Origin of the sequence: Geobacillus sp. WSUCF1 (assembly GCF_000422025.1) — a bacterium.
In the GTDB taxonomy this organism is placed as follows: domain Bacteria; phylum Bacillota; class Bacilli; order Bacillales; family Anoxybacillaceae; genus Geobacillus; species Geobacillus zalihae.
In genome coordinates this window covers 11,538-32,388 of record NZ_ATCO01000051.1, presented here as the reverse complement: position 1 = coordinate 32,388, position 20,851 = coordinate 11,538, and the positions used below count along the sequence as shown (strand labels likewise).

The window sequence follows — 20,851 nt, the reverse complement described above, 5'->3', positions numbered from 1 at the left end:
GATATCCATGATGATCGAGAAGACGTTTACCCCTTCCCACTTATGAAGTGGGAGACTCATTTCCACAATGTGTTAAAATTTCGCAGCCATCTTCTGTAATGACAATCGTATGTTCGAAATGGGCGCACCGTTTTCCATCGGCCGTGACGACGGTCCAATCGTCGGCCAACGTTTTCACGTAACGGCTGCCGGCATTGACCATCGGTTCGATGCACAGCGCCATCCCTGGCCGCAAAATCGGGCCTTTGTTCGGTGGCCCATAATGTGGGATTTGTGGGTCTTCATGTAAGTGTTGACCAATTCCATGCCCGACATACTCGCGAACAACGGAAAAGTGATGCGCTTCGACATACGTTTGAATCGCATGGGAGATGTTCGTTAAACGAGCGCCCGGTTTTGCCTCGGCGAGCCCGACGTACAGCGATTGCTCTGTCACGTCAAGCAACCGTTTCGTCTCGGCGTCAATCTCCCCGACCGGATACGTCCAGGCCGAGTCGGCGTGATAGCCTTCATACTGCGCGCCGACATCGATCGTAATAATATCGCCTTCCCGCAATGCGCGGCCGCTGGGAATCCCGTGCACAAGCTCTTCATTCACCGAGGCGCAAATGCTCCCTGGAAACCCTTGATACCCTTTAAACGACGGAATGGCGCCATGGGAACGAATCACTTCCTCCGCGATGGCGTCCAGTTCCTTTGTTGTGATCCCGGGACGAATGTGCTTTTGCAATTCTTTCAATGTAAGGAAAACGATTTTTCCCGCCTCGCGCATCAAAGCAATTTCCTGCGCGGTTTTGCAACGAATCATCGAGCAAGTCCCCCGAGCACTTCACAAATATCAGCAAACACCTTTTCCATTTCCTGTTCGCCGTTAATGTGGCGCAAATAGCCTTTTTGCTCGTAAAAGTCGAGGAGCGGCTTCATTTGCTTCCTATTCACCTCAAGCCGATTGGCCACCGTTGCTTCATTATCATCGGGGCGCTGGTACAGATCGCCACCACATTTATCGCATACGCCCGGTTTCGCCGGCGGATGAAAAACGAGATGGTACGTTGCTCCGCAGTTGCGGCAAATACGTCTGCCGGTCAGGCGCTCCATTAAGACCTCTTGGCGAACGTCGATATGGATGACATAGTCAAGCTTGCGCCCGATTTCCGAAAGCAACCTCTCAAGCGCTTCTGCTTGGGCGACCGTGCGCGGGAATCCATCGAGCAAAAAACCATGTTGGCAATCCTCTTTGCTCAGCCGTTCGCGGACGATGCCGATCGTCACCTCATCCGGCACAAGGTCGCCGCGGTCCATATACTGCTTTGCCTGCAACCCTAACGGCGTCCCTTCTTTGATCGCCGCTCGAAACATATCTCCCGTTGAAATATGCGGAATTCCGTAAGCCGCTACGATTTTCTCGGCCTGCGTGCCTTTGCCGGCACCCGGCAGCCCCATCAGCACTAAATTCATCCTAACTCCCCCTATCGGCAAGGGACGTCCGTTCTTGCCTTCTTTATTTGATGAATCCACGGTAATGGCGTTTCACCAGCTGGCTCTCAAGCTGTTTCATCGTCTCAAGCGCCACGCCGACGACAATAAGCAAGCTCGTACCGCCGATTCGTGCGGAAGACGGCAAGTTGGCAAAGTTCACAAAGAACACCGGCAGCACAGCGACAACCGCCAAAAAGATTGATCCGACCAGCGTCAGCCGGTATAAAATTCTCGTCACGTACTCTTGTGTGTTTTTCCCAGGGCGAATACCTGGGATGTAGCCGCCTTGTTTTTTCAAGTTGTCCGCCATCTGCTCCGGATTGACTTGAACAAACGCATAAAAGTACGTAAACGCGATGATGAGCACGACGTAAATGATCATCCAACCGGGTGCGTATAATCAAACGTTCGGCGAATCCACAATGTTACATCATTCGTGCCAAAAAACGATGCAATGGTCGGTGGTGCAATCAAAAACGATACAGCGAAAATGACCGGAATGACTCCCGCTGGGTTCACTTTGAGCGGCAAATGAGTCGAGTGGCCGCCCACCGGGCTTCGGCCCTCAAGCCGCTTTGCGTATTGAATCGGAATTTTCCGGAACGCCTGCTGGATGTAAATGACACCAACGATGACGGCAACGACCGCCAACGCCACAAGCAGGAGCCGGACGATGCGCAAAAACACATCTTCCCCGACATTTTCAAACTGTTGGGCGTAAATTTGGTTCAAGACCGTCGGAATGCCTGAGACAATCCCGGCGAAAATAATGATCGAAATGCCATTGCCCACGCCTTTCGCGGTGATCTGTTCGCCGAGCCACATTAAAAATGCGGTGCCGGCGGTCAAGACAACCGCGATCAGCAAATACGTGCCGATGCCCGGATTTCGAATGAGCATCCCGCCAGCCAAGTTGTTAAAGCCGTACGACATGCCGATGGCTTGGATAAACCCGAGCACGACCGTGAAATAGCGGGTAAACTGAGCTAATTTACGCCGGCCTACCTCGCCTTGCTTCGACCACTCCGTAAATTTGGGAACAACGTCCATTTGCAGCAGCTGGACGATAATCGATGCCGTAATATAGGGCATAACCCCCATGGCAAAAATCGAAAAGTTTTGCAGCGCCCCGCCGCCGAAAATGTTCAGGACGCCGAATGCATTCAATTCATCTTGCAGTTTTAACACATCCGCGTTCACGCCCGGAACAGGGATGAACGTTCCAATGCGGAACACGATCAACATAAGAAGAGTGAAAATAATTTTGTTTCGAATATCACTGACGCGCATAAAGTTGGAGATTGTCCGAAACATTAAATCACCTCAGTTTTACCGCCAGCCGCCTCAATGGCCTCTTTCGCCGATGCCGAGAACTTATGCGCTTTGACCGTCAGCTTTTTCTCGATTTGGCCTTTGCCCAAAATTTTCACGCCCGATTTCAACTTGCTGATGACGCCCGTCTCAAGAAGCAATTCCGGCGTTACTTCCGTTCCGTCTTCAAAACGATTCAGTTTTTCCAGATTCACAACCGCATACTCTTTCCGATTGATGTTCGTAAATCCTCGTTTCGGCAAACGGCGGAACAGCGGAGTTTGACCGCCTTCAAACCCAAGACGAACTCCTCCACCTGAGCGGGCATTTTGACCTTTTTGACCGCGGCCGGACGTTTTGCCGTTGCCCGAACCGATCCCGCGGCCGACGCGCACAGCTTTCTTTCGGGATCCCGGCGCTGGTTTTAGTTCATGAAGTTTCATGGCAAAGCACCTCCTTATGATTCATTATTCTTCAATTTCTTTGACTTTGACAAGGTGGGCCACTTTGTTGATCATCCCGCGGATCGCAGGATTGTCATTGTGGATGACCGTTTGGTGCATTTTTCGCAGGCCGAGCGTTCTGACGGTAACGCGTTGGTCTTCCGGACGGCCAATCACGCTGCGCGTGAGGGTAATCGCCAGTTTTTTTGCCATGATCGTTCCCTCCTTATCCTAACAGTTCCTCGACTGTTTTGCCGCGCAATCTCGCTACGTCTTCGGCGCGTTTTAATTGTTTCAGCCCATCAAACGTTGCGCGCACCATGTTGATTGGCGTGTTGGAACCGATCGATTTCGACAAGATGTCGCTGATGCCCGCCAGCTCTAATACAGCACGCGCCGGACCCCCAGCGATGACCCCGGTACCTTCGGAAGCGGGTTTCAAAATGATTTCCCCGGCACCGAAATGGCCGATGACTTCATGCGGAATCGTTGTGCCGACGATCGGCACTTCAATTAAGTTTTTCTTCGCATCTTCAATGGCTTTGCGGATCGCTTCTGGAACCTCTTGTGCTTTTCCGGTGCCAAATCCGACATGGCCGTTTTTATCGCCGACGACGACGAGAGCTGAAAAGCGCAGGCGACGTCCGCCTTTCACGACTTTTGCTACACGGTTGACCGCGACTACACGTTCTTCCAATTCAAGTTTGTTTGGATCGATACGACGCATCGTTGTCCCTCCTTTGTAATTAGAATTCCAAGCCGGCTTCGCGGGCGGCGTCTGCCAATGCTTTTACCCGTCCGTGATATAAATATCCGCCACGGTCGAACACGACTTTTTTAATGCCTTTTTCCAACGCACGTTTGGCGACAAGTTCGCCGACTTTTTTCGCTGCCTCAATGTTGTTCGTCGAATCTAAGCCAAACTCTTTATCCAACGTCGAGGCGCTGACGATCGTTGACGATTTTGTATCATCGATAATTTGCGCGTAAATATGTTTATTGGAACGGAACACGCTCAACCGCGGACGTTCAGCCGTGCCGAAGATTTTTTTGCGGATGCGCGCGTGTCTTTTCTTCCGAACCGCGTTTCGGTCCACTTTCGTGATCATCGAATGTCACTCCTTTCGCTTCGCTATGCCGCGTTATTTACCAGTTTTGCCTTCTTTCAGGCGCACAAGTTCACCTTCGTAGCGGATGCCTTTGCCTTTATACGGCTCTGGCGGACGAACCGCGCGAATGTTGGCGGCCAGTTCGCCGACGCGCTGTTTGTCTGCCCCTTTGACGATGATTTTCGTTTGGGATGGCACTTCAATTTCAAGGCCTTCTTCCGGCTCAATTTCTACCGGATGAGAATAACCGACGCTCAATACAAGCTTTTTCCCTTGTTTCGACGCCCGGTACCCGACACCAACGAGTTCGAGCGCTTTTTCATAACCTTTCGAAACGCCTTCGACCATGTTGGCGAGCAAGCTGCGCGTCGTGCCATGGAGCGCGCGATGATGTTTTTCATCGCTTGGACGCGTAACCGTGATGACATTGCCCTCAACCGTGATCGTCATATCTGGATGGAACGTGCGGGTCAGCTCCCCTTTCGGCCCTTTGACCGTAACCGTGTTGCCGTTGACCGTAACGGTGACACCGGCAGGAATTTCAATTGGTTTTTTGCCGACACGTGACATGTCAAAAACACCTCCATTCTTGAGCAGATAGATTACCAAACGTAGGCGATTACTTCGCCGCCCGTGCCTTTTTGCCGTGCTTCTTTGTCTGTTAAGATGCCCTGCGATGTCGAAAGAATCGCGATCCCTAAGCCGTTTAAGACGCGCGGCACTTCATGGGCTTTGACGTAAACGCGCAAGCCGGGTTTGCTGATGCGTTTCAGCCCGGTAATGACACGTTCGTTGTTCGGACCGTATTTCAAGAAGATGCGGAGAATGCCTTGTTTGTTGTCTTCGATATATTCATAATCACGAATAAACCCTTCGCGCTTTAAAATTTCCGCGATTTCCCGCTTGATTTTCGAAGCCGGGACTTCGAGCTTTTCGTGACGCACCATATTCGCATTGCGGATGCGAGTCAGCATATCAGCAATTGGATCTGTCATCACCATTATGTTTTACCTCCTTCCCAATCAATGGGTTGATTACCAGCTGGCTTTTTTGATGCCTGGAAGTTGACCTTTGTATGCGAGCTCACGGAAACAAATACGGCACAATTTGAATTTGCGATAGACCGAGTGCGGGCGGCCGCAGCGCTCGCAACGGGTGTACGCTCTCACTTTAAACTTCGGCGTCCGTTTTTGTTTCGCGATCATCGATTTTTTAGCCACGATTTCGCCTCCCTTGCGTTATGGGATCATTATTTTTGGAATGGCATGCCGAGCAACGCCAGCAGTTCACGAGCTTCTTCATCCGTGTTGGCCGTTGTGACGATCACGATGTCCATGCCGCGCACTTTGTTCACTTTATCGTAGTCAATCTCAGGGAAAATGAGCTGTTCTTTAATGCCGAGCGTATAGTTGCCGCGGCCGTCAAACGACTTTTTCGATACGCCGCGGAAGTCGCGCACGCGCGGAAGCGAGACCGAAATCAACTTATCGAGAAACTCATACATCCGTTCGCCGCGCAGCGTCACTTTCGCACCGATTGGCATCCCTTGACGAAGACGGAAGCCGGCGATCGATTTTTTCGCACGCGTTACCACCGGACGCTGACCGGCGATCAGCGTCAGCTCTTCAACGGCGCTGTCTAATGCTTTCGGGTTTTGCACCGCATCGCCGACACCCATGTTGATGACGATTTTTTCGATTTTTGGCACTTGCATGATCGATTTATAGTTGAACTTGCTCATGAGAGCAGGTACGACTTCGTTTACATACTTCTCTTTCAGGCGGTTCATAAAAGTACCTCCCTTCCTGCGTCACGGTTATTTATCCAAAATCTCGCCGGATTTTTTCGCATAGCGCACTTTTTTGCCATCGACCATTTTGTAGCCGATGCGCGTCGGTTCACCCGTTTTCGGGTCGAGCGGCATGACTTTCGAAACGTGGATCGGCGCTTCCTTCTCAATGATGCCGCCTTGCGGGTTCGCTTGCGACGGTTTCGCATGCTTTTTCACAATATTGACGCCCTCGACGATGACGCGGTTTTTCTTCGGAAACGCCGCTAGAATGACGCCTTGCTTGCCTTTGTCTTTGCCGGAGATTACTTGCACTTTATCGCCTTTTTTTACATGCATCGCATTCGCACCTCCTTGAAACGCTGTTCCGTTCCATTAAATAACTTCCGGAGCTAAAGAAATGATTTTCATGAAGTCTTTATCGCGCAATTCACGGGCAACCGGTCCGAAAATCCGCGTGCCGCGCGGGCTTTTGTCATCGCGGATGATGACGCAGGCGTTTTCGTCAAAGCGGATGTACGAACCGTCCGGACGGCGCACCCCGCGTTTCGTACGAACAACAACTGCTTTCACGACTTGACCTTTTTTAACAACGCCACCTGGTGTCGCATCTTTGACCGTCGCCACAACGACGTCGCCGATGTTCGCATAGCGGCGACCCGAGCCTCCGAGCACTTTAATGACAAGCACTTCGCGTGCACCAGAGTTATCAGCTACTTTCAAGCGAGATTCTTGTTGAATCATCGACGAAACCTCCTTTCGGAATTATCTCTCCGAACTAAGTGAAGAACGATTACAGAACAACCGCTTTTTCGATGACTTCCACTAAGCGGAAGCGTTTTGTGGCCGACAGCGGGCGAGTTTCCATAATTTTCACGATATCGCCGACTTTCGCGATGTTATGTTCATCATGCGCCTTATATTTTTTCGAATATTTCACGCGTTTGCCGTACAGCGGATGTTTTTTGTACGTTTCGACCAACACGGTGATCGTTTTGTCCATTTTGTCCGATACAACCCGCCCGACGTACACTTTGCGTTGATTGCGTTGGCTCATTCCACAAACCTCCTCTCAAACACATTATTTATTGGCAGCGAGCTCGCGTTCGCGAATAATCGTTTTCATGCGGGCGATGTCTTTGCGCACTTGGCGGATGCGCGCCGTGTTTTCCAATTGACCTGTGGCCAGTTGGAAGCGAAGGTTGAACAATTCTTCCTTCAACGCTTTAATTTTTTGTTCGATCTCGGCAGTGGTCAACTCACGGATTTCTTTCGCTTTCATTACGCTTCACCACCAGTTTCTTCACGTTTTACAAATTTGCATTTGATCGGAAGTTTGTGAGAAGCGAGACGCAATGCTTCACGTGCCACTTCCTCAGAAACACCGCCCACTTCAAACATCACTTTGCCTGGTTTGACAACGGCGACCCAGCCTTCCGGCGCCCCTTTACCAGAACCCATCCGCACTTCAAGCGGTTTTGCCGTATACGGTTTGGAAGGGAAAATGCGGATCCATACTTTCCCGCCCCGTCTCATGTAACGGGTCATCGCCCGACGGGCTGCTTCGATTTGCCGGTTCGTAATCCAAGCTGATTCTAATGCTTGCAACCCAAATTCACCGAAATGAACTTCCGTGCCGCCTTTCGCCCGGCCTTTCATCCGTCCGCGATGTTCACGGCGATATTTGACGCGTTTTGGCATTAACATGATTATTTTCCTCCTTCCTCAGCTTTTTTCTTGGTCGGAAGGACTTCTCCACGATAAATCCATACTTTCACGCCGATTTTTCCGTACGTCGTATCGGCTTCTGCCGTTCCATAGTCAATGTCAGCGCGCAGCGTATGGAGTGGAACCGTCCCTTCGCTGTAATGCTCCGAACGAGCGATGTCAGCCCCGCCCAAACGGCCGGATACCATCGTTTTGATCCCTTTCGCCCCAGCGCGCATCGCACGTTGGATCGCTTGTTTTTGCGCCCGGCGGAACGATACGCGGTTTTCAAGCTGACGAGCGATATTTTCAGCAACAAGACGTGCATCCAAGTCTGGTTTTTTGATTTCTACAATGTTGATATGGACGCGTTTACCGGTCAATTGCGCGAGCGCTTTACGGAGCGCTTCCACTTCCGAACCGCCTTTCCCGATGACCATGCCCGGTTTGGCGGTATGGATCGTTACGTTGACCCGGTTGGCTGCCCGTTCAATCTCCACGCGGGAGACGGCCGCGTCTTGCAGGCGTTTGCTAATGTATTCACGGATTTTCAAGTCTTCGTGCAACAGATCTGCATAGTCTTTTTCCGCATACCATCTCGATTCCCAGTCACGAATGATGCCGATGCGCAGACCGATCGGGTTGACCTTTTGACCCACGGATTATCCCTCCTTCTTTTCTGAAACGACGATCGTAATATGGCTTGTGCGTTTGTTAATGGCGCTTGCCCGTCCCATGGCGCGCGGACGGAACCGTTTCAGCGTCGGGCCTTCGTCGACATACGCTTGAGTAATGACCAAGTTGTTGACGTCCATGTCATAGTTGTGTTCAGCGTTGGCAACTGCTGATTTCAACACTTTCTCAATGATCGGGGAAGCTGCTTTTGGTGTATGGCGCAAAATAGCGAACGCTTCGCCCACTTCTTTCCCGCGAATCAAGTCAATGACTAAGCGCGCTTTACGAGGAGCGATGCGAACGGTTCTTGCAACAGCTTTAGCTTGCATATCTAGAACCTCCTCTCATTACCGTTTCGTTTTCTTGTCATCGCCAGCATGGCCGCGGAACGTGCGCGTCGGCGCAAATTCGCCGAGTTTGTGCCCGACCATGTCTTCCGTGATGTAGACCGGAACATGTTTGCGGCCATCGTACACCGCGATCGTATGCCCGACAAACTGCGGGAAGATCGTCGAACGGCGAGACCACGTTTTGATCACTTGTTTTTGCCCTGTTGCATTCAGTTTTTCGATTTTTTTCATCAAATGCTCATCGCAAAACGGACCTTTTTTCAAGCTGCGACCCATAAGTGAACCTCCCTTCTGAATTGCGCTCGTTCATTATTTCTTGCGGCGACGGATGATGAATTTATCCGATTTGTTTTTCTTTTTGCGTGTTTTGTATCCAAGCGTCGGTTTGCCCCATGGTGTCATCGGCGATTTGCGTCCGATTGGCGCTTTCCCTTCACCACCGCCGTGCGGATGGTCAACCGGGTTCATAACCGAACCGCGAACTGTCGGGCGAATTCCCAACCAGCGGGCGCGTCCTGCTTTCCCGATGTTGACAAGTTCGTGTTGCTCGTTGCCGACTTCACCAACCGTTGCACGGCATTTGCCTAAAATCATGCGCACTTCGCCGGAAGCCAAACGAACGATGACGTATTTTCCTTCTTTCCCGAGCACTTGCGCCGACGTACCAGCTGCACGCACCAATTGCCCGCCGCGGCCCGGTTTCAGCTCAATGTTGTGGACGAGCGTACCGACTGGGATGTTCTCAAGCGGAAGCGCATTGCCGATTTTAATGTCCGCATCCGGACCGGACATGATTTCCATGCCGACTTTCAAGTTTTTCGGCGCGATAATGTAGCGTTTTTCACCGTCTGCATAGTTGATGAGCGCGATATTGGCAGAACGGTTCGGATCGTATTCAATCGTAGCAACGCGTCCTGGAATTCCGTCTTTGTCGCGTTTAAAGTCGATAATCCGATATTGGCGTTTATGGCCGCCGCCTTGATGGCGCACCGTAATTTTCCCTTGATTGTTGCGGCCCGCCTTTTTCTTTAACGGAGCAAGCAGCGATTTTTCCGGCTGATCCGTCGTAATTTCCGAGAAATCAAGCACCGTCATGCCGCGACGGCCGTTCGATGTCGGTTTGTACTTTTTGATCGCCATCGGAATGTCCCTCCTTCATCGTTTATGTTACACTTCAAACAGTTCGATCTCTTTGCTGTCCGGCGTCAGCGTGACGATCGCTTTGCGGCGGCGGTTCGTATAGCCGCTGTAGCGGCCGACGCGTTTAAATTTCCCTTTATAGTTCATGATGTTCACTTTGGCTACTTTAACGCCAAAAATTTTCTCGACGGCGTCTTTCACTTCCGTCTTGTTCGCTTTGACGTCGACCTCAAACGTATATTTTTTTTGCCCGATCAAATTCATTGTATTTTCCGTGATGATGGGGCGCTTAATAATGTCGCGAGGGTCTTTCATTATGCAAGCACCTCCTCTACTTTCTCCACGGCCGCCTTCGTAATGACGAGTTTGTCATGGTTGAGCACATCGAGCACATTGATGCCGTTGGCTGCCACCACTTTGACGCCAGGAATGTTGCGCGCCGACAGATATACATTCTCATTCAGCTCGTCGGTCACAATGAGTGCTTTCCGATCCACTGAGAGATTGTTTAAAATTTTGACCATTTCCTTCGTCTTCGGTGCTTCAAGCGACAATTGATCCAATACAACGATGTCGTTTTCGAGCACTTTCGAAGACAATGCCGATTTGATCGCTAAACGGCGAACTTTTTTCGGAAGTTTGTAGCTGTAGCTGCGCGGAACTGGACCAAAGACCGTACCGCCGCCGCGCCATTGCGGAGCGCGAATCGAACCTTGACGGGCGCGTCCTGTCCCTTTTTGGCGCCATGGCTTGCGGCCGCCGCCGCTCACTTCAGCGCGGTTTTTCGTTTTATGCGTTCCTTGACGCATCGAGGCGCGTTGCATAATCACTGCTTCGAACAACACATGCTTATTCGGTTCAATCCCAAAAACGGCGTCGTTCAACTCGATTTCGCCGACCGTCTGACCGTTTTGGTTGTATAATGCTACTTTTGGCATTACGTAGTTCCTCCTTTCTTGGCCGGATGTTATTTCGCCTTCTTCGCCGCTTTCACGGCGCTTTTGACGATGACTAAGCCTTTTCTCGGACCCGGCACATTGCCTTTAATGAGCAGCAAGTTGCGCTCCGGATCCACTTTCACGATTTTCAAGTTTTGGATCGTCACGCGCTCACCGCCCATGCGGCCCGGCAAGTTTTTCGTTTTGAAAACGCGGTTTGGCGCGATGGACCCCATCGAACCCGGACGGCGATGATAACGGGAACCGTGAGCCATTGGTCCGCGTGATTGACCGTGGCGTTTGATCGCCCCTTGGAAACCTTTCCCTTTCGAAATGCCCGTGACATCGACAATTTCGCCTTCGCTGAAAATGTCAACTTTCACTTCTTGGCCAACTTCATATTCATCGATGTTGGCGCCGCGGATTTCACGAATGAAGCGCTTAGGTGCCGTGTTCGCTTTGGCAGCATGGCCAATTTGCGGTTTATTGGCGCGTTTTTCGCTAATATCTTCAAAACCTAATTGGATCGCTTCGTAACCGTCGTTTTCGATCGTTTTCTTTTGCAGGACGACGTTCGGCGTCGCATGGATGACGGTTACCGGAATCAAATCGCCATTTTCCGCAAATATTTGCGTCATACCGATCTTTCTTCCTAAGATTCCTTTCGTCATGTGTCACACCTCCCAGTCGATCAAAGTTTAATTTCAATATCAACGCCCGACGGCAAATCGAGACGCATTAACGAATCAACCGTTTGCGGAGTCGGGTTGATGATGTCGATCAAACGTTTATGCGTCCGCATTTCGAATTGTTCACGGGAGTCTTTGTACTTATGAACGGCACGCAAGATCGTATACACCGTTCTTTCCGTCGGCAACGGGATCGGCCCCGACACTTTTGCCCCGGAACGTTTTGCGGTTTCCACAATTTTCTCCGCCGATTGGTCTAAAATTCGATGATCGTAAGCTTTTAAACGAATGCGAATTTTTTCTTTTGCCATTTGGTTTCCCTCCTTCTTCGCCTATTTTGAAAATAGACTTCTCCACGGAAATTTCCTGCACACCGCCGTGGCAAAGCGGCCGGGTGTGTCAGCAACCTTCCGCTTCATCGCAGTCAAAGACCAACATTTGATATTATACTGGTATGTAAGCAAGATTGCAAGTGATTTCTTTGCTTTTCCCACACTTCTTCTATTATACATAGCCGCCATCCCGTTTTCAACACAGCCGCCAATCTGACGGTCAAGATGGCATCAAAAAAAGGATGTCCATTGCTGGACACCCTTTTTTGCCGTGATTACTCGATGATTTCCGATACAGAGCCAGCGCCGACCGTACGGCCGCCTTCGCGGATCGAGAATTTCGTACCTTCTTCGATCGCGATCGGGGCGATCAGTTCCACCGTCATTTCAACGTTGTCGCCAGGCATAACCATTTCGACGCCTTCCGGAAGCGTGATAATGCCCGTTACGTCCGTCGTACGGAAGTAGAATTGCGGACGGTAGTTCGAGAAGAACGGAGTATGGCGTCCGCCTTCTTCTTTCGTCAGGACGTATACTTGCGCTTTGAATTTCGTGTGCGGCGTGATCGAACCAGGTTTCGCCAATACTTGGCCGCGCTCGACTTCATCACGAGATACGCCGCGGAGAAGCGCACCGATGTTGTCGCCGGCTTCCGCTTGATCGAGAAGTTTGCGGAACATTTCTACACCCGTAACGGTCGTCGTTTTCGGCTCATCCGACAAACCGATGATTTCAACCGGGTCGCCAACTTTCAACGTACCGCGTTCAACACGGCCTGTTGCAACCGTACCGCGGCCCGTGATCGAGAAGACGTCCTCGATTGGCATCATGAACGGTTTGTCCACTTCACGTTGCGGCGTCGGGATGTATTCGTCAACCGCATTCATCAGTTCAATGATTTTTTCTTCCCATTGCGGGTCGCCTTCAAGCGCTTTTAATGCCGAACCTTTGATGACCGGCACTTCATCGCCTGGGAAGTCGTATTCAGAGAGAAGATCGCGAACTTCCATTTCAACAAGTTCAAGCAATTCTTCGTCGTCCACCATGTCGCATTTGTTCAAGAATACAACGATGTACGGAACACCGACTTGGCGGGAGAGAAGAATGTGTTCGCGCGTTTGCGGCATCGGACCGTCAGCCGCCGATACAACAAGGATCGCGCCGTCCATTTGCGCCGCGCCCGTGATCATGTTTTTAACGTAGTCAGCGTGGCCTGGGCAGTCAACGTGCGCATAGTGGCGAGCATCTGTTTCATACTCGACGTGCGCCGTCGAAATCGTAATCCCGCGTTCACGCTCTTCCGGAGCAGCGTCGATTTGGTCGTACGCTTTTGCTTCGGCTTTGCCTTGTTTCGCCAAAACCGTCGTGATCGCAGCTGTCAACGTCGTTTTCCCGTGGTCAACGTGGCCGATCGTGCCAATGTTGACGTGCGGTTTCGTGCGCTCAAATTTCGCTTTAGCCATGAGAGATATCCTCCTTAAAAGTAAGATATGAATTTATATGGTTGGGTAAGTATAGGATGCTTGGGAACAAAATGTTCCCAAGTCTTACTTACATAAGTATTTATAGCGAAACTAGCAAGAGAAATCAATTATTCGCCTTTATTTTTTTTTGATAATTTCATCGGCGATGTTTTTCGGAACTTCTTCATAGTGGTCAAACACCATCGAGAACGTTCCGCGTCCTTGCGTGTTCGAACGGAGCGATGTCGCATAACCAAACATTTCAGCCATCGGCACCATCGCCCGGACGACTTGGGCGTTGCCGCGCGCTTCCATCCCCTCGATGCGGCCGCGACGGGACGTGATGTCGCCCATGATGTCACCGAGGTACTCTTCAGGGATGACGACTTCGACTTTCATGATCGGTTCCAAAAGAACCGGATCGCACTTCGTCGCGGCGTTTTTCAATGCCAAGGAAGCAGCGATTTTGAATGCCATTTCGCTCGAGTCGACATCGTGGTACGATCCGTCGAACAGCTTCGCTTTAATGTCGACAACCGGATAGCCGGCTAAGACGCCGTTTTGCATCGCTTCTTCCAATCCAGCTTGGACGGCCGGCACATACTCTTTCGGAACAACCCCACCGACGATGGCGTTCTCGAATTCGAAGCCTTTGCCGCGCTCGTTCGGCGAGAATTCGATCCAAACGTGGCCGTATTGACCGCGGCCGCCGGATTGACGGATGAATTTGCCTTCGACTTGCGCCGATTTGCGGAACGTTTCGCGGTAGGCAACTTGCGGCGCCCCGACGTTCGCTTCGACTTTGAACTCGCGGCGCATCCGGTCGACGATGATGTCAAGATGCAACTCGCCCATTCCGGAGATGATCGTTTGGCCCGTTTCCGGGTCGGTGTGAGCGCGGAAAGTCGGGTCTTCTTCTTGCAATTTTTGCAGCGCTTGGCTCATTTTGTCTTGATCGGCTTTCGACTTCGGCTCGATTGCCACCGAAATGACCGGTTCTGGGAATTGCATCGACTCTAAAATGACAGGATGCTTGTCATCACATAGAGTATCACCGGTCGCCGTATCTTTTAAACCTACCGCTGCGGCAATATCACCGGCATAGACTTTCGAAATTTCTTGACGGTGGTTCGCGTGCATTTGCAGCAAGCGGCCGATCCGTTCGCGCTTCCCTTTCGTCGTGTTCATCACATATGAACCGGAATCAAGCGTTCCAGAGTAGACGCGAATAAACGTCAATTTCCCGACATACGGGTCAGTCATGATTTTAAATGCCAAAGCGGCAAACGGAGCGTCATCGCTTGCTTCACGTGTCACTTCTTCTTCGGTATCCGGAACGACGCCGCGAATCGCCGGGATGTCAACCGGAGACGGCAAGTAGTCGACAACGCCGTCAAGAAGCAGCTGAACACCTTTGTTTTTGAATGCCGAGCCGCAGAAGACCGGGAAGAATTCAACGCTGATCGTCGCTTTGCGGATCGCGGCCTTCAGCTCTTCCGCCGTGATTTCTTCTCCTTCCAAATATTTCATCATTAATTCTTCGTCCAGCTCAGCGACCGCCTCAATCAGCTTGTTATGGTACTCTTCTGCCATATCGCGGTATTCTTCCGGAATGTCAATGCGCTCAATGTTTTTGCCAAGCTCATCATGGTAATGGTACGCGCACATTTCAACCAAGTCGATAATGCCGGAGAATTGATCTTCAGCACCGATCGGCAGTTGCACCGGATGGGCGTTCGCTTGCAGGCGGTCATGGAGCGTTTTCACCGAATACAAGAAATCGGCGCCGATTTTATCCATTTTGTTGACGAACACGATCCGTGGGACGCCATATGTCGTCGCTTGGCGCCAAACGGTTTCCGTTTGCGGTTCAACACCCGATTGCGCGTCTAAGACCGTGATGGCCCCGTCCAATACGCGCAACGAACGCTCAACCTCGACCGTAAAGTCGACGTGCCCCGGCGTGTCGATGATATTGATGCGATGGCCTTTCCATTGCGCCGTTGTCGCCGCCGACGTGATCGTAATTCCGCGCTCTTGTTCTTGTTCCATCCAGTCCATCGTGGCCGCACCTTCATGCACTTCCCCGATTTTATGAACGCGGCCGGTATAGAACAAGATCCGTTCCGTCGTCGTCGTTTTCCCGGCGTCAATGTGCGCCATAATCCCTATGTTGCGAGTCTTTTCCAAGGAGAACTCTCTTGCCATAGTGGTTATTTTCTCCTTCCTTCAAATATGAAATATAAGTAGATGGCGCCGCCATCGATGGCGCAATCCCCTTGTCTTTGAAGTTGTCCCACGCGCGACCGGAAAGGCCGCAATATATAGGAAGATAGGTGAATAGGCAACCGCAGTGCCTCCTCACCTATTTCCTTTAGGCGGCGCTCCTTACCAGCGGTAATGGGCAAACGCGCGGTTCGCTTCAGCCATTTTATGTGTATCTTCGCGTTTTTTCACCGCTGCACCCGTGTTGTTGGCAGCGTCCATAATTTCATTTGCCAAGCGCTCTTCCATCGTTTTTTCGTTGCGAAGACGTGCATATTGCACGAGCCAGCGCAAACCGAGAGAAACGCGGCGGTCCGGACGAACCTCGACCGGAACTTGGTAGTTCGCCCCACCAACGCGGCGAGCGCGCACTTCCAACACCGGCATCACGTTTTTCAACGCTTGCTCAAACACTTCCATTGGATCTTTACCCGTGCGCTCACGGATAATATCAAACGCGGTGTAAAGAATTTTTTGCGCTTTTGATTTTTTGCCGTCGATCATAATTTTATTGATCAAACGGGTAACAAGCTTCGAATTGTAAATTGGATCCGGCAGTACGTCACGTTTAGCAACAGGGCCTCTACGTGGCATAGTGTTTCCTCCCTTCAGGAAAACATTCTCTTCATTTCATTATTTTTTCGCTGCTTTTGGTTTTTTCGCGCCGTATTTCGAACGACCTTGCATCCGGTTCGCTACGCCTGCAGCATCCAGCGCCCCACGGATAATATGGTAGCGTACCCCCGGCAAGTCTTTGACACGTCCGCCGCGGATGAGCACAACGCTGTGTTCTTGCAAGTTATGGCCGATCCCCGGAATGTACGCCGTAACTTCAATCCCATTTGTCAAGCGGACACGGGCGTATTTCCGCAACGCCGAGTTCGGTTTTTTCGGCGTCATCGTGCCGACACGCGTGCAAACGCCGCGTTTTTGCGGAGACGACACATTCGTTTGCTCTTTTTTGAAGCTGTTATACCCTTTGTTCAACGCAGGGGATTTCGATTTCACGACTTTTTTCTCGCGTCCTTTGCGGACCAATTGGTTGATTGTAGGCATGAAAAGATCCTCCTTTCGCATGTATCGTTTAAGCCCACATATCCAGGTGGTTCATCGTTTATGCAAATAAAGGTTTTAGGGGAGAAAGGCAAAACGTTACCGAAGGATCGCCACTGCAGCCGCACCGACTTGGATTTTGCACGCCTTGCCAAGCTTTTTCATCGAATCGACTTTTGTGACCGGCACGTTTGCCTCATTGGCGGCGGCGGTCACTTTTTCGATGATCGGCAAGTCGGCATCCTCCGCCACGATCACTTCCGCTGCTTTCCCTTCCTTTAAAGCCCTTATCGTTTGTTTGGTTCCAATGACAATTTTTCCAGCCTGTAATACTTTTTCATAAGACATGTAACATATCCTCCAAAGTACCAGGTTGTTGGAACACCTTTATTAGACTACCATTTTCTTTGTCGATTGTCAACTGGATTTTTCATTAGATGATGGCCGGCCAAGGAGCGCCTTAGCCGGCCGCTTGGCTCGCGTTATTTGGACGACACCGTGTCGCCAGCCGTTTCCTTTTTGACGGCCGGCTTCACTTTCCGGTAGCGGGCCATACCGGTTCCAGCCGGGACGAGTTTGCCGATAATGACGTTTTCTTTTAAGCCAAGCAGTTCATCACGTTTTCCTTTGATCGCTGCATCGGTCAAGACGCGCGTCGTTTCTTGGAACGAAGCAGCAGACAAGAATGAATCCGTCTCAAGCGACGCTTTCGTGATGCCAAGCAACACCTGGCGGGCCGTCGCCGGCCGTTTCCCTTCGCGAAGAGCTTTGGCGTTGACATCGGTAAACTGGTGAACATCCAAAAGCGTACCCGGCAGCACATCGGTGTCGCCGGCATCGATGACGCGCACTTTGCGCAACATTTGCCGCACCATGACCTCGATATGCTTGTCGCTGATTTCTACCCCTTGCATCCGGTACACTTTTTGCACTTCGCGGAGCAAGTACTCTTGCACGGATGTAATATCGCGCACGCGCAACAACTGTTTCGGGTCGACCGAGCCTTCTGTCAGCTCTTGGCCGCGTTCGACGCGCTGACCTTCTTCGACTTTCAGCCGCGCATTGTACGGCGCTACATATGTCCGCGTTTCAACCTCACCTTGCACGACAACTTCATATTGGTTGTCACGCGTTTTGTTAATCGAGATGACCGTGCCGTCAATTTCCGAAATGACCGCTTGCCCTTTCGGGTTGCGCGCTTCAAACAGCTCTTGCACCCGTGGCAAACCTTGAGTGATATCGTCGCCGGCGACGCCGCCTGTATGGAACGTCCGCATTGTCAGCTGCGTGCCCGGCTCGCCGATCGACTGAGCGGCGATAATGCCGACGGCTTCGCCAACTTCGACGTCCATGCCGGTCGCCATGTTGCGGCCGTAACATTTTTTGCAGACGCCATGGCGCGTGTTGCAGGCGAATACGGAGCGAATCCATACTTCCGTAATGCCGGCTTTCATGATCTCATTGGCGATATCTTCGGTGATCATCTCGTCTTTGCGGACGATCACTTCGCCCGTTTCCGGATGGCGCACCGTTTTGTGCGCATAGCGGCCGACAAGCCGCTCTTCAAGCTTGACGACAACTTCCGTGCCATCCGTCAGCGCCCGCGCCAAAATGCCGCGGTCGGTGCCGCAATCTTCTTCGCGGACGATGACGTCTTGGGCCACGTCGACAAGGCGGCGCGTGAGATAGCCTGAGTCGGCCGTTTTGAGCGCCGTATCCGCCAATCCTTTTCGCGCGCCGTGCGTCGAGATAAAGTATTCCAATACCGTCAAGCCTTCGCGGAACGACGACTTGATCGGCAGCTCAATGATCCGGCCGGCCGGGTTGGCCATCAAACCGCGCATCCCCGCAAGCTGCGTAAAGTTCGACGCGTTCCCGCGCGCTCCGGAATCGCTCATCATAAAGATCGGGTTGCGTTTATCAAGCGACTTCATCAACCGGTCTTGAATTTTGTCTTTCGCCGCGCTCCAGATGGAGATGACGCGCTCGTACCGCTCTTCGTCCGTAATTAAGCCGCGGCGGAACTGCTTCAAAACCGTATCGACTTTCGCTTGCGCTTCATCCAAAATTTCTTGTTTTTCCGGCAGGACGACGATATCGGCCACGCCGATCGTGATGCCGGCCTTCGTCGAATATTGGAAGCCAAGGTCTTTCATGCGGTCGAGCATCTTCGATGTTTCGGTGATTTTGAACCGTTTGAACACTTCAGCGATAATTTGCCCGAGCACTTTTTTCTTAAACGGCGGCACGAGTTCGCGCTTGCGAATTTCTTCGCGCACGTTGACCCCTTTGTCAAGGAAGTACTTGTCCGGCGTCCGCCCTTCAATGTTTTCCGTCGTCGGCTCGTTGATGTACGGGAACGAATTCGGCAAAATTTCGTTGAAAATGAGCTTTCCGACGGTCGTTAAGAGCAGCTTGTTGTTTTGCTCTTCGGTAAACGTTTCGTTTTTCAGCGAACCGGCATGAATGGCGATGCGCGAATGGAGATGGACGTAGCCGTTATGGTAAGCAAGCAGCGCCTCGTCCGTGTCTTTGAACACCATGCCTTCGCCGATGGCTCCCTCGCGCTCCATCGTCAAGTAGTAGTTGCCCAACACCATGTCTTGTGATGGTGTCACGACCGGCTTCCCGTCTTTCGGGTTCAAAATGTTTTGCGCCGCCAACATCAACAAGCGCGCTTCGGCTTGCGCCTCAGCCGACAGCGGCACGTGCACCGCCATTTGGTCGCCGTCAAAGTCAGCGTTGTACGCCGTGCAAACAAGCGGATGAAGACGGATCGCCCGCCCTTCCACAAGCGTTGGTTCAAACGCCTGAATGCCGAGACGGTGCAGCGTCGGAGCGCGGTTTAACAGCACCGGATGTTCTTTGATGACATCTTCAAGCACATCCCACACTTCCGGATGGACGCGCTCGATTTTCCGTTTCGCGCTTTTAATGTTATGCGCCAACCCCCGCTCCACAAGCTCCTTCATGACGAACGGCTTGAACAACTCTAGCGCCATTTCTTTCGGCAGCCCGCATTGATACATTTTTAAGTTTGGGCCGACGACGATGACGGAGCGGCCGGAATAATCAACGCGTTTGCCGAGCAAGTTTTGCCGGAAGCGCCCTTGCTTCCCTTTCAGCATGTGGGAAAGCGATTTTAACGGACGGTTCCCCGGACCGGTCACCGGACGGCCGCGGCGGCCGTTATCGATCAAAGCATCAACCGCCTCTTGCAGCATCCGCTTCTCATTTTGGACGATAATGTTCGGCGCACCGAGATCAAGCAGCCGTTTCAGCCGGTTGTTACGGTTGATGACGCGGCGGTACAAATCGTTCAAATCCGATGTTGCAAACCGCCCGCCGTCAAGCTGAACCATCGGGCGCAACTCCGGCGGAATGACCGGCAGTACATCAAGCACCATCCATGCCGGGTCGTTCCCTGAACTGCGGAACGCTTCAAGCACTTCAAGCCGCTTAATGATGCGGGCGCGCCGTTGCCCTTGCGCCGTTTTCAGCTCTTCTTTCAGCGCGGCTACCTCTTTATCCAAATCAATGTCTTGGAGCAGCTTTTTGATCGCCTCCGCCCCCATCGACGCTTGGAACGATTGACCGTACTTCTCGCGATAGGCGCGGTATTCCTTTTCCGACAACAGCTGCTTTTTCTCAAGCGGCGTATCACCCGGGTCGGTGACGACATAGGATGCAAAATAAATGACCTCTTCGAGCGCCCGCGGCGACATGTCAAGAACCAACCCCATCCGGCTCGGGATGCCTTTGAAATACCAGATATGCGAAACCGGGGCAGCCAGCTCGATATGGCCCATCCGTTCGCGGCGGACTTTCGAGCGCGTCACTTCGACGCCGCAACGGTCGCAGACGACGCCTTTGTAGCGAACGCGTTTATATTTGCCGCAATGGCATTCCCAGTCTTTCGTCGGACCGAAAATGCGCTCGCAAAACAAGCCGTCTTTTTCCGGCTTTAACGTCCGATAGTTGATTGTCTCTGGCTTTTTGACTTCGCCATACGACCAAGAACGAATTTTCTCCGGGGAAGCGAGCCCAATTTTCATGTACTCAAATTTATTGACATCCAGCAAGGGGTATACCTCCCTTTTTGATCCGT

General features: G+C 51.8%; 28 protein-coding genes and 2 pseudogenes. All 30 read right to left on the bottom strand.

From position 1 onward, the window contains the following. Positions 1-40: 40 nt before the first annotated feature. The 30 genes and pseudogenes from map to rpoC all read right to left on the bottom strand — a co-directional run bounded on the left by map (position 41) and on the right by rpoC (position 20,825). Complete coding sequence (gene map / locus I656_RS10400) at positions 41-808, bottom strand: type I methionyl aminopeptidase (protein WP_012820493.1); 768 nt, start codon at positions 806-808, stop codon at positions 41-43. Further along, positions 805-1,458: an adenylate kinase gene (locus I656_RS10405; RefSeq protein ID WP_033005170.1), complete on the bottom strand. Its 654-nt coding sequence runs from the start codon at positions 1,456-1,458 to the stop codon at positions 805-807. Before I656_RS10405 ends, map begins: the two co-directional genes overlap by 4 nt. Before the next feature lie 43 nt (positions 1,459-1,501). After that, a pseudogene (secY, locus tag I656_RS0115145) lies at positions 1,502-2,793 on the bottom strand (preprotein translocase subunit SecY). After that, positions 2,793-3,233 carry a 50S ribosomal protein L15 gene (gene rplO / locus I656_RS10410; RefSeq protein WP_013143982.1) on the bottom strand — a complete coding sequence of 147 codons (441 nt, stop codon included), beginning with the start codon at positions 3,231-3,233 and terminating at the stop codon, positions 2,793-2,795. The pseudogene secY and the gene rplO overlap by 1 nt, the downstream one beginning before the upstream one ends. A gap of 24 nt (positions 3,234-3,257) precedes the next feature. Then, positions 3,258-3,446 carry a 50S ribosomal protein L30 gene (gene rpmD / locus I656_RS10415; RefSeq protein WP_011229637.1) on the bottom strand — a complete coding sequence of 63 codons (189 nt, stop codon included), beginning with the start codon at positions 3,444-3,446 and terminating at the stop codon, positions 3,258-3,260. A gap of 13 nt (positions 3,447-3,459) precedes the next feature. Beyond that, positions 3,460-3,960, bottom strand: coding sequence for a 30S ribosomal protein S5 (gene rpsE / locus I656_RS10420; RefSeq protein ID WP_011229636.1), 501 nt, complete (start codon positions 3,958-3,960; stop codon positions 3,460-3,462). A gap of 19 nt (positions 3,961-3,979) precedes the next feature. Next, entirely contained in the window at positions 3,980-4,342 is a 363-nt protein-coding gene (rplR, locus tag I656_RS10425) for a 50S ribosomal protein L18 (protein ID WP_011229635.1), read from the bottom strand. Between the two features lie 33 nt (positions 4,343-4,375). After that, positions 4,376-4,912 (bottom strand): 50S ribosomal protein L6, encoded by a 537-nt coding sequence (gene rplF, locus I656_RS10430; protein ID WP_011229634.1) that lies wholly within the window; start codon positions 4,910-4,912, stop codon positions 4,376-4,378. 32 nt (positions 4,913-4,944) lie between these two features. Then, entirely contained in the window at positions 4,945-5,343 is a 399-nt protein-coding gene (gene rpsH, locus I656_RS10435) for a 30S ribosomal protein S8 (RefSeq protein WP_012820490.1), read from the bottom strand. 33 nt (positions 5,344-5,376) lie between these two features. Then, positions 5,377-5,562, bottom strand: coding sequence for a type Z 30S ribosomal protein S14 (locus I656_RS10440; RefSeq protein ID WP_003247599.1), 186 nt, complete (start codon positions 5,560-5,562; stop codon positions 5,377-5,379). 29 nt (positions 5,563-5,591) lie between these two features. After that, positions 5,592-6,131: a 50S ribosomal protein L5 gene (rplE, locus tag I656_RS10445; RefSeq protein WP_012820489.1), complete on the bottom strand. Its 540-nt coding sequence runs from the start codon at positions 6,129-6,131 to the stop codon at positions 5,592-5,594. Between the two features lie 27 nt (positions 6,132-6,158). Further along, entirely contained in the window at positions 6,159-6,470 is a 312-nt protein-coding gene (gene rplX, locus I656_RS10450; RefSeq protein ID WP_020754510.1) for a 50S ribosomal protein L24, read from the bottom strand. A 36-nt stretch (positions 6,471-6,506) separates the two neighbouring features. Continuing rightward, positions 6,507-6,875 (bottom strand): 50S ribosomal protein L14, encoded by a 369-nt coding sequence (gene rplN, locus I656_RS10455; protein WP_011229630.1) that lies wholly within the window; start codon positions 6,873-6,875, stop codon positions 6,507-6,509. 49 nt (positions 6,876-6,924) lie between these two features. Continuing rightward, positions 6,925-7,188 carry a 30S ribosomal protein S17 gene (gene rpsQ, locus I656_RS10460; RefSeq protein WP_011229629.1) on the bottom strand — a complete coding sequence of 88 codons (264 nt, stop codon included), beginning with the start codon at positions 7,186-7,188 and terminating at the stop codon, positions 6,925-6,927. 24 nt (positions 7,189-7,212) lie between these two features. Beyond that, positions 7,213-7,413, bottom strand: a complete 201-nt coding sequence (gene rpmC / locus I656_RS10465) for a 50S ribosomal protein L29 (RefSeq protein ID WP_011229628.1) — start codon at positions 7,411-7,413, stop codon at positions 7,213-7,215. After that, positions 7,413-7,838: a 50S ribosomal protein L16 gene (gene rplP / locus I656_RS10470; protein WP_011229627.1), complete on the bottom strand. Its 426-nt coding sequence runs from the start codon at positions 7,836-7,838 to the stop codon at positions 7,413-7,415. The genes rpmC and rplP overlap by 1 nt, the downstream gene beginning before the upstream one ends. Before the next feature lie 2 nt (positions 7,839-7,840). Further along, complete coding sequence (gene rpsC, locus I656_RS10475) at positions 7,841-8,497, bottom strand: 30S ribosomal protein S3 (RefSeq protein ID WP_011229626.1); 657 nt, start codon at positions 8,495-8,497, stop codon at positions 7,841-7,843. A gap of 3 nt (positions 8,498-8,500) precedes the next feature. Further along, complete coding sequence (gene rplV / locus I656_RS10480; protein WP_011229625.1) at positions 8,501-8,842, bottom strand: 50S ribosomal protein L22; 342 nt, start codon at positions 8,840-8,842, stop codon at positions 8,501-8,503. Between the two features lie 18 nt (positions 8,843-8,860). Beyond that, positions 8,861-9,139, bottom strand: a complete 279-nt coding sequence (rpsS, locus tag I656_RS10485) for a 30S ribosomal protein S19 (protein WP_011229624.1) — start codon at positions 9,137-9,139, stop codon at positions 8,861-8,863. Between the two features lie 33 nt (positions 9,140-9,172). Then, entirely contained in the window at positions 9,173-10,003 is an 831-nt protein-coding gene (rplB, locus tag I656_RS10490; protein ID WP_011229623.1) for a 50S ribosomal protein L2, read from the bottom strand. Positions 10,004-10,030: 27 nt separating this feature from the next. Then, on the bottom strand, positions 10,031-10,318 hold the full coding sequence (gene rplW / locus I656_RS10495) for a 50S ribosomal protein L23 (protein WP_011229622.1): 288 nt from the start codon (positions 10,316-10,318) through the stop codon (positions 10,031-10,033). After that, the gene (rplD, locus tag I656_RS10500; RefSeq protein ID WP_011229621.1) at positions 10,318-10,941 is read right to left on the bottom strand and encodes a 50S ribosomal protein L4; all 624 of its coding nucleotides are present in this window, start codon (positions 10,939-10,941) and stop codon (positions 10,318-10,320) included. The genes rplW and rplD overlap by 1 nt, the downstream gene beginning before the upstream one ends. Positions 10,942-10,970: 29 nt before the next feature. Next, positions 10,971-11,612, bottom strand: coding sequence for a 50S ribosomal protein L3 (gene rplC, locus I656_RS10505; RefSeq protein ID WP_011229620.1), 642 nt, complete (start codon positions 11,610-11,612; stop codon positions 10,971-10,973). Positions 11,613-11,632: 20 nt separating this feature from the next. Continuing rightward, positions 11,633-11,941 carry a 30S ribosomal protein S10 gene (rpsJ, locus tag I656_RS10510; RefSeq protein ID WP_008881945.1) on the bottom strand — a complete coding sequence of 103 codons (309 nt, stop codon included), beginning with the start codon at positions 11,939-11,941 and terminating at the stop codon, positions 11,633-11,635. 296 nt (positions 11,942-12,237) lie between these two features. Next, positions 12,238-13,425 (bottom strand): elongation factor Tu, encoded by a 1,188-nt coding sequence (gene tuf, locus I656_RS10515; protein WP_011229619.1) that lies wholly within the window; start codon positions 13,423-13,425, stop codon positions 12,238-12,240. Between the two features lie 128 nt (positions 13,426-13,553). Further along, positions 13,554-15,633, bottom strand: a pseudogene (fusA, locus tag I656_RS10520) (elongation factor G). A 180-nt stretch (positions 15,634-15,813) separates the two neighbouring features. Continuing rightward, the gene (gene rpsG, locus I656_RS10525; protein ID WP_011229617.1) at positions 15,814-16,284 is read right to left on the bottom strand and encodes a 30S ribosomal protein S7; all 471 of its coding nucleotides are present in this window, start codon (positions 16,282-16,284) and stop codon (positions 15,814-15,816) included. A 39-nt stretch (positions 16,285-16,323) separates the two neighbouring features. Then, entirely contained in the window at positions 16,324-16,746 is a 423-nt protein-coding gene (gene rpsL / locus I656_RS10530) for a 30S ribosomal protein S12 (RefSeq protein ID WP_011229616.1), read from the bottom strand. A gap of 96 nt (positions 16,747-16,842) precedes the next feature. Beyond that, positions 16,843-17,091: a 50S ribosomal protein L7ae-like protein gene (locus tag I656_RS10535; protein ID WP_011229615.1), complete on the bottom strand. Its 249-nt coding sequence runs from the start codon at positions 17,089-17,091 to the stop codon at positions 16,843-16,845. Between the two features lie 134 nt (positions 17,092-17,225). Next, positions 17,226-20,825 (bottom strand): DNA-directed RNA polymerase subunit beta', encoded by a 3,600-nt coding sequence (gene rpoC, locus I656_RS10540; RefSeq protein WP_025950559.1) that lies wholly within the window; start codon positions 20,823-20,825, stop codon positions 17,226-17,228. Between the last annotated feature and the right edge of the window lie 26 nt (positions 20,826-20,851).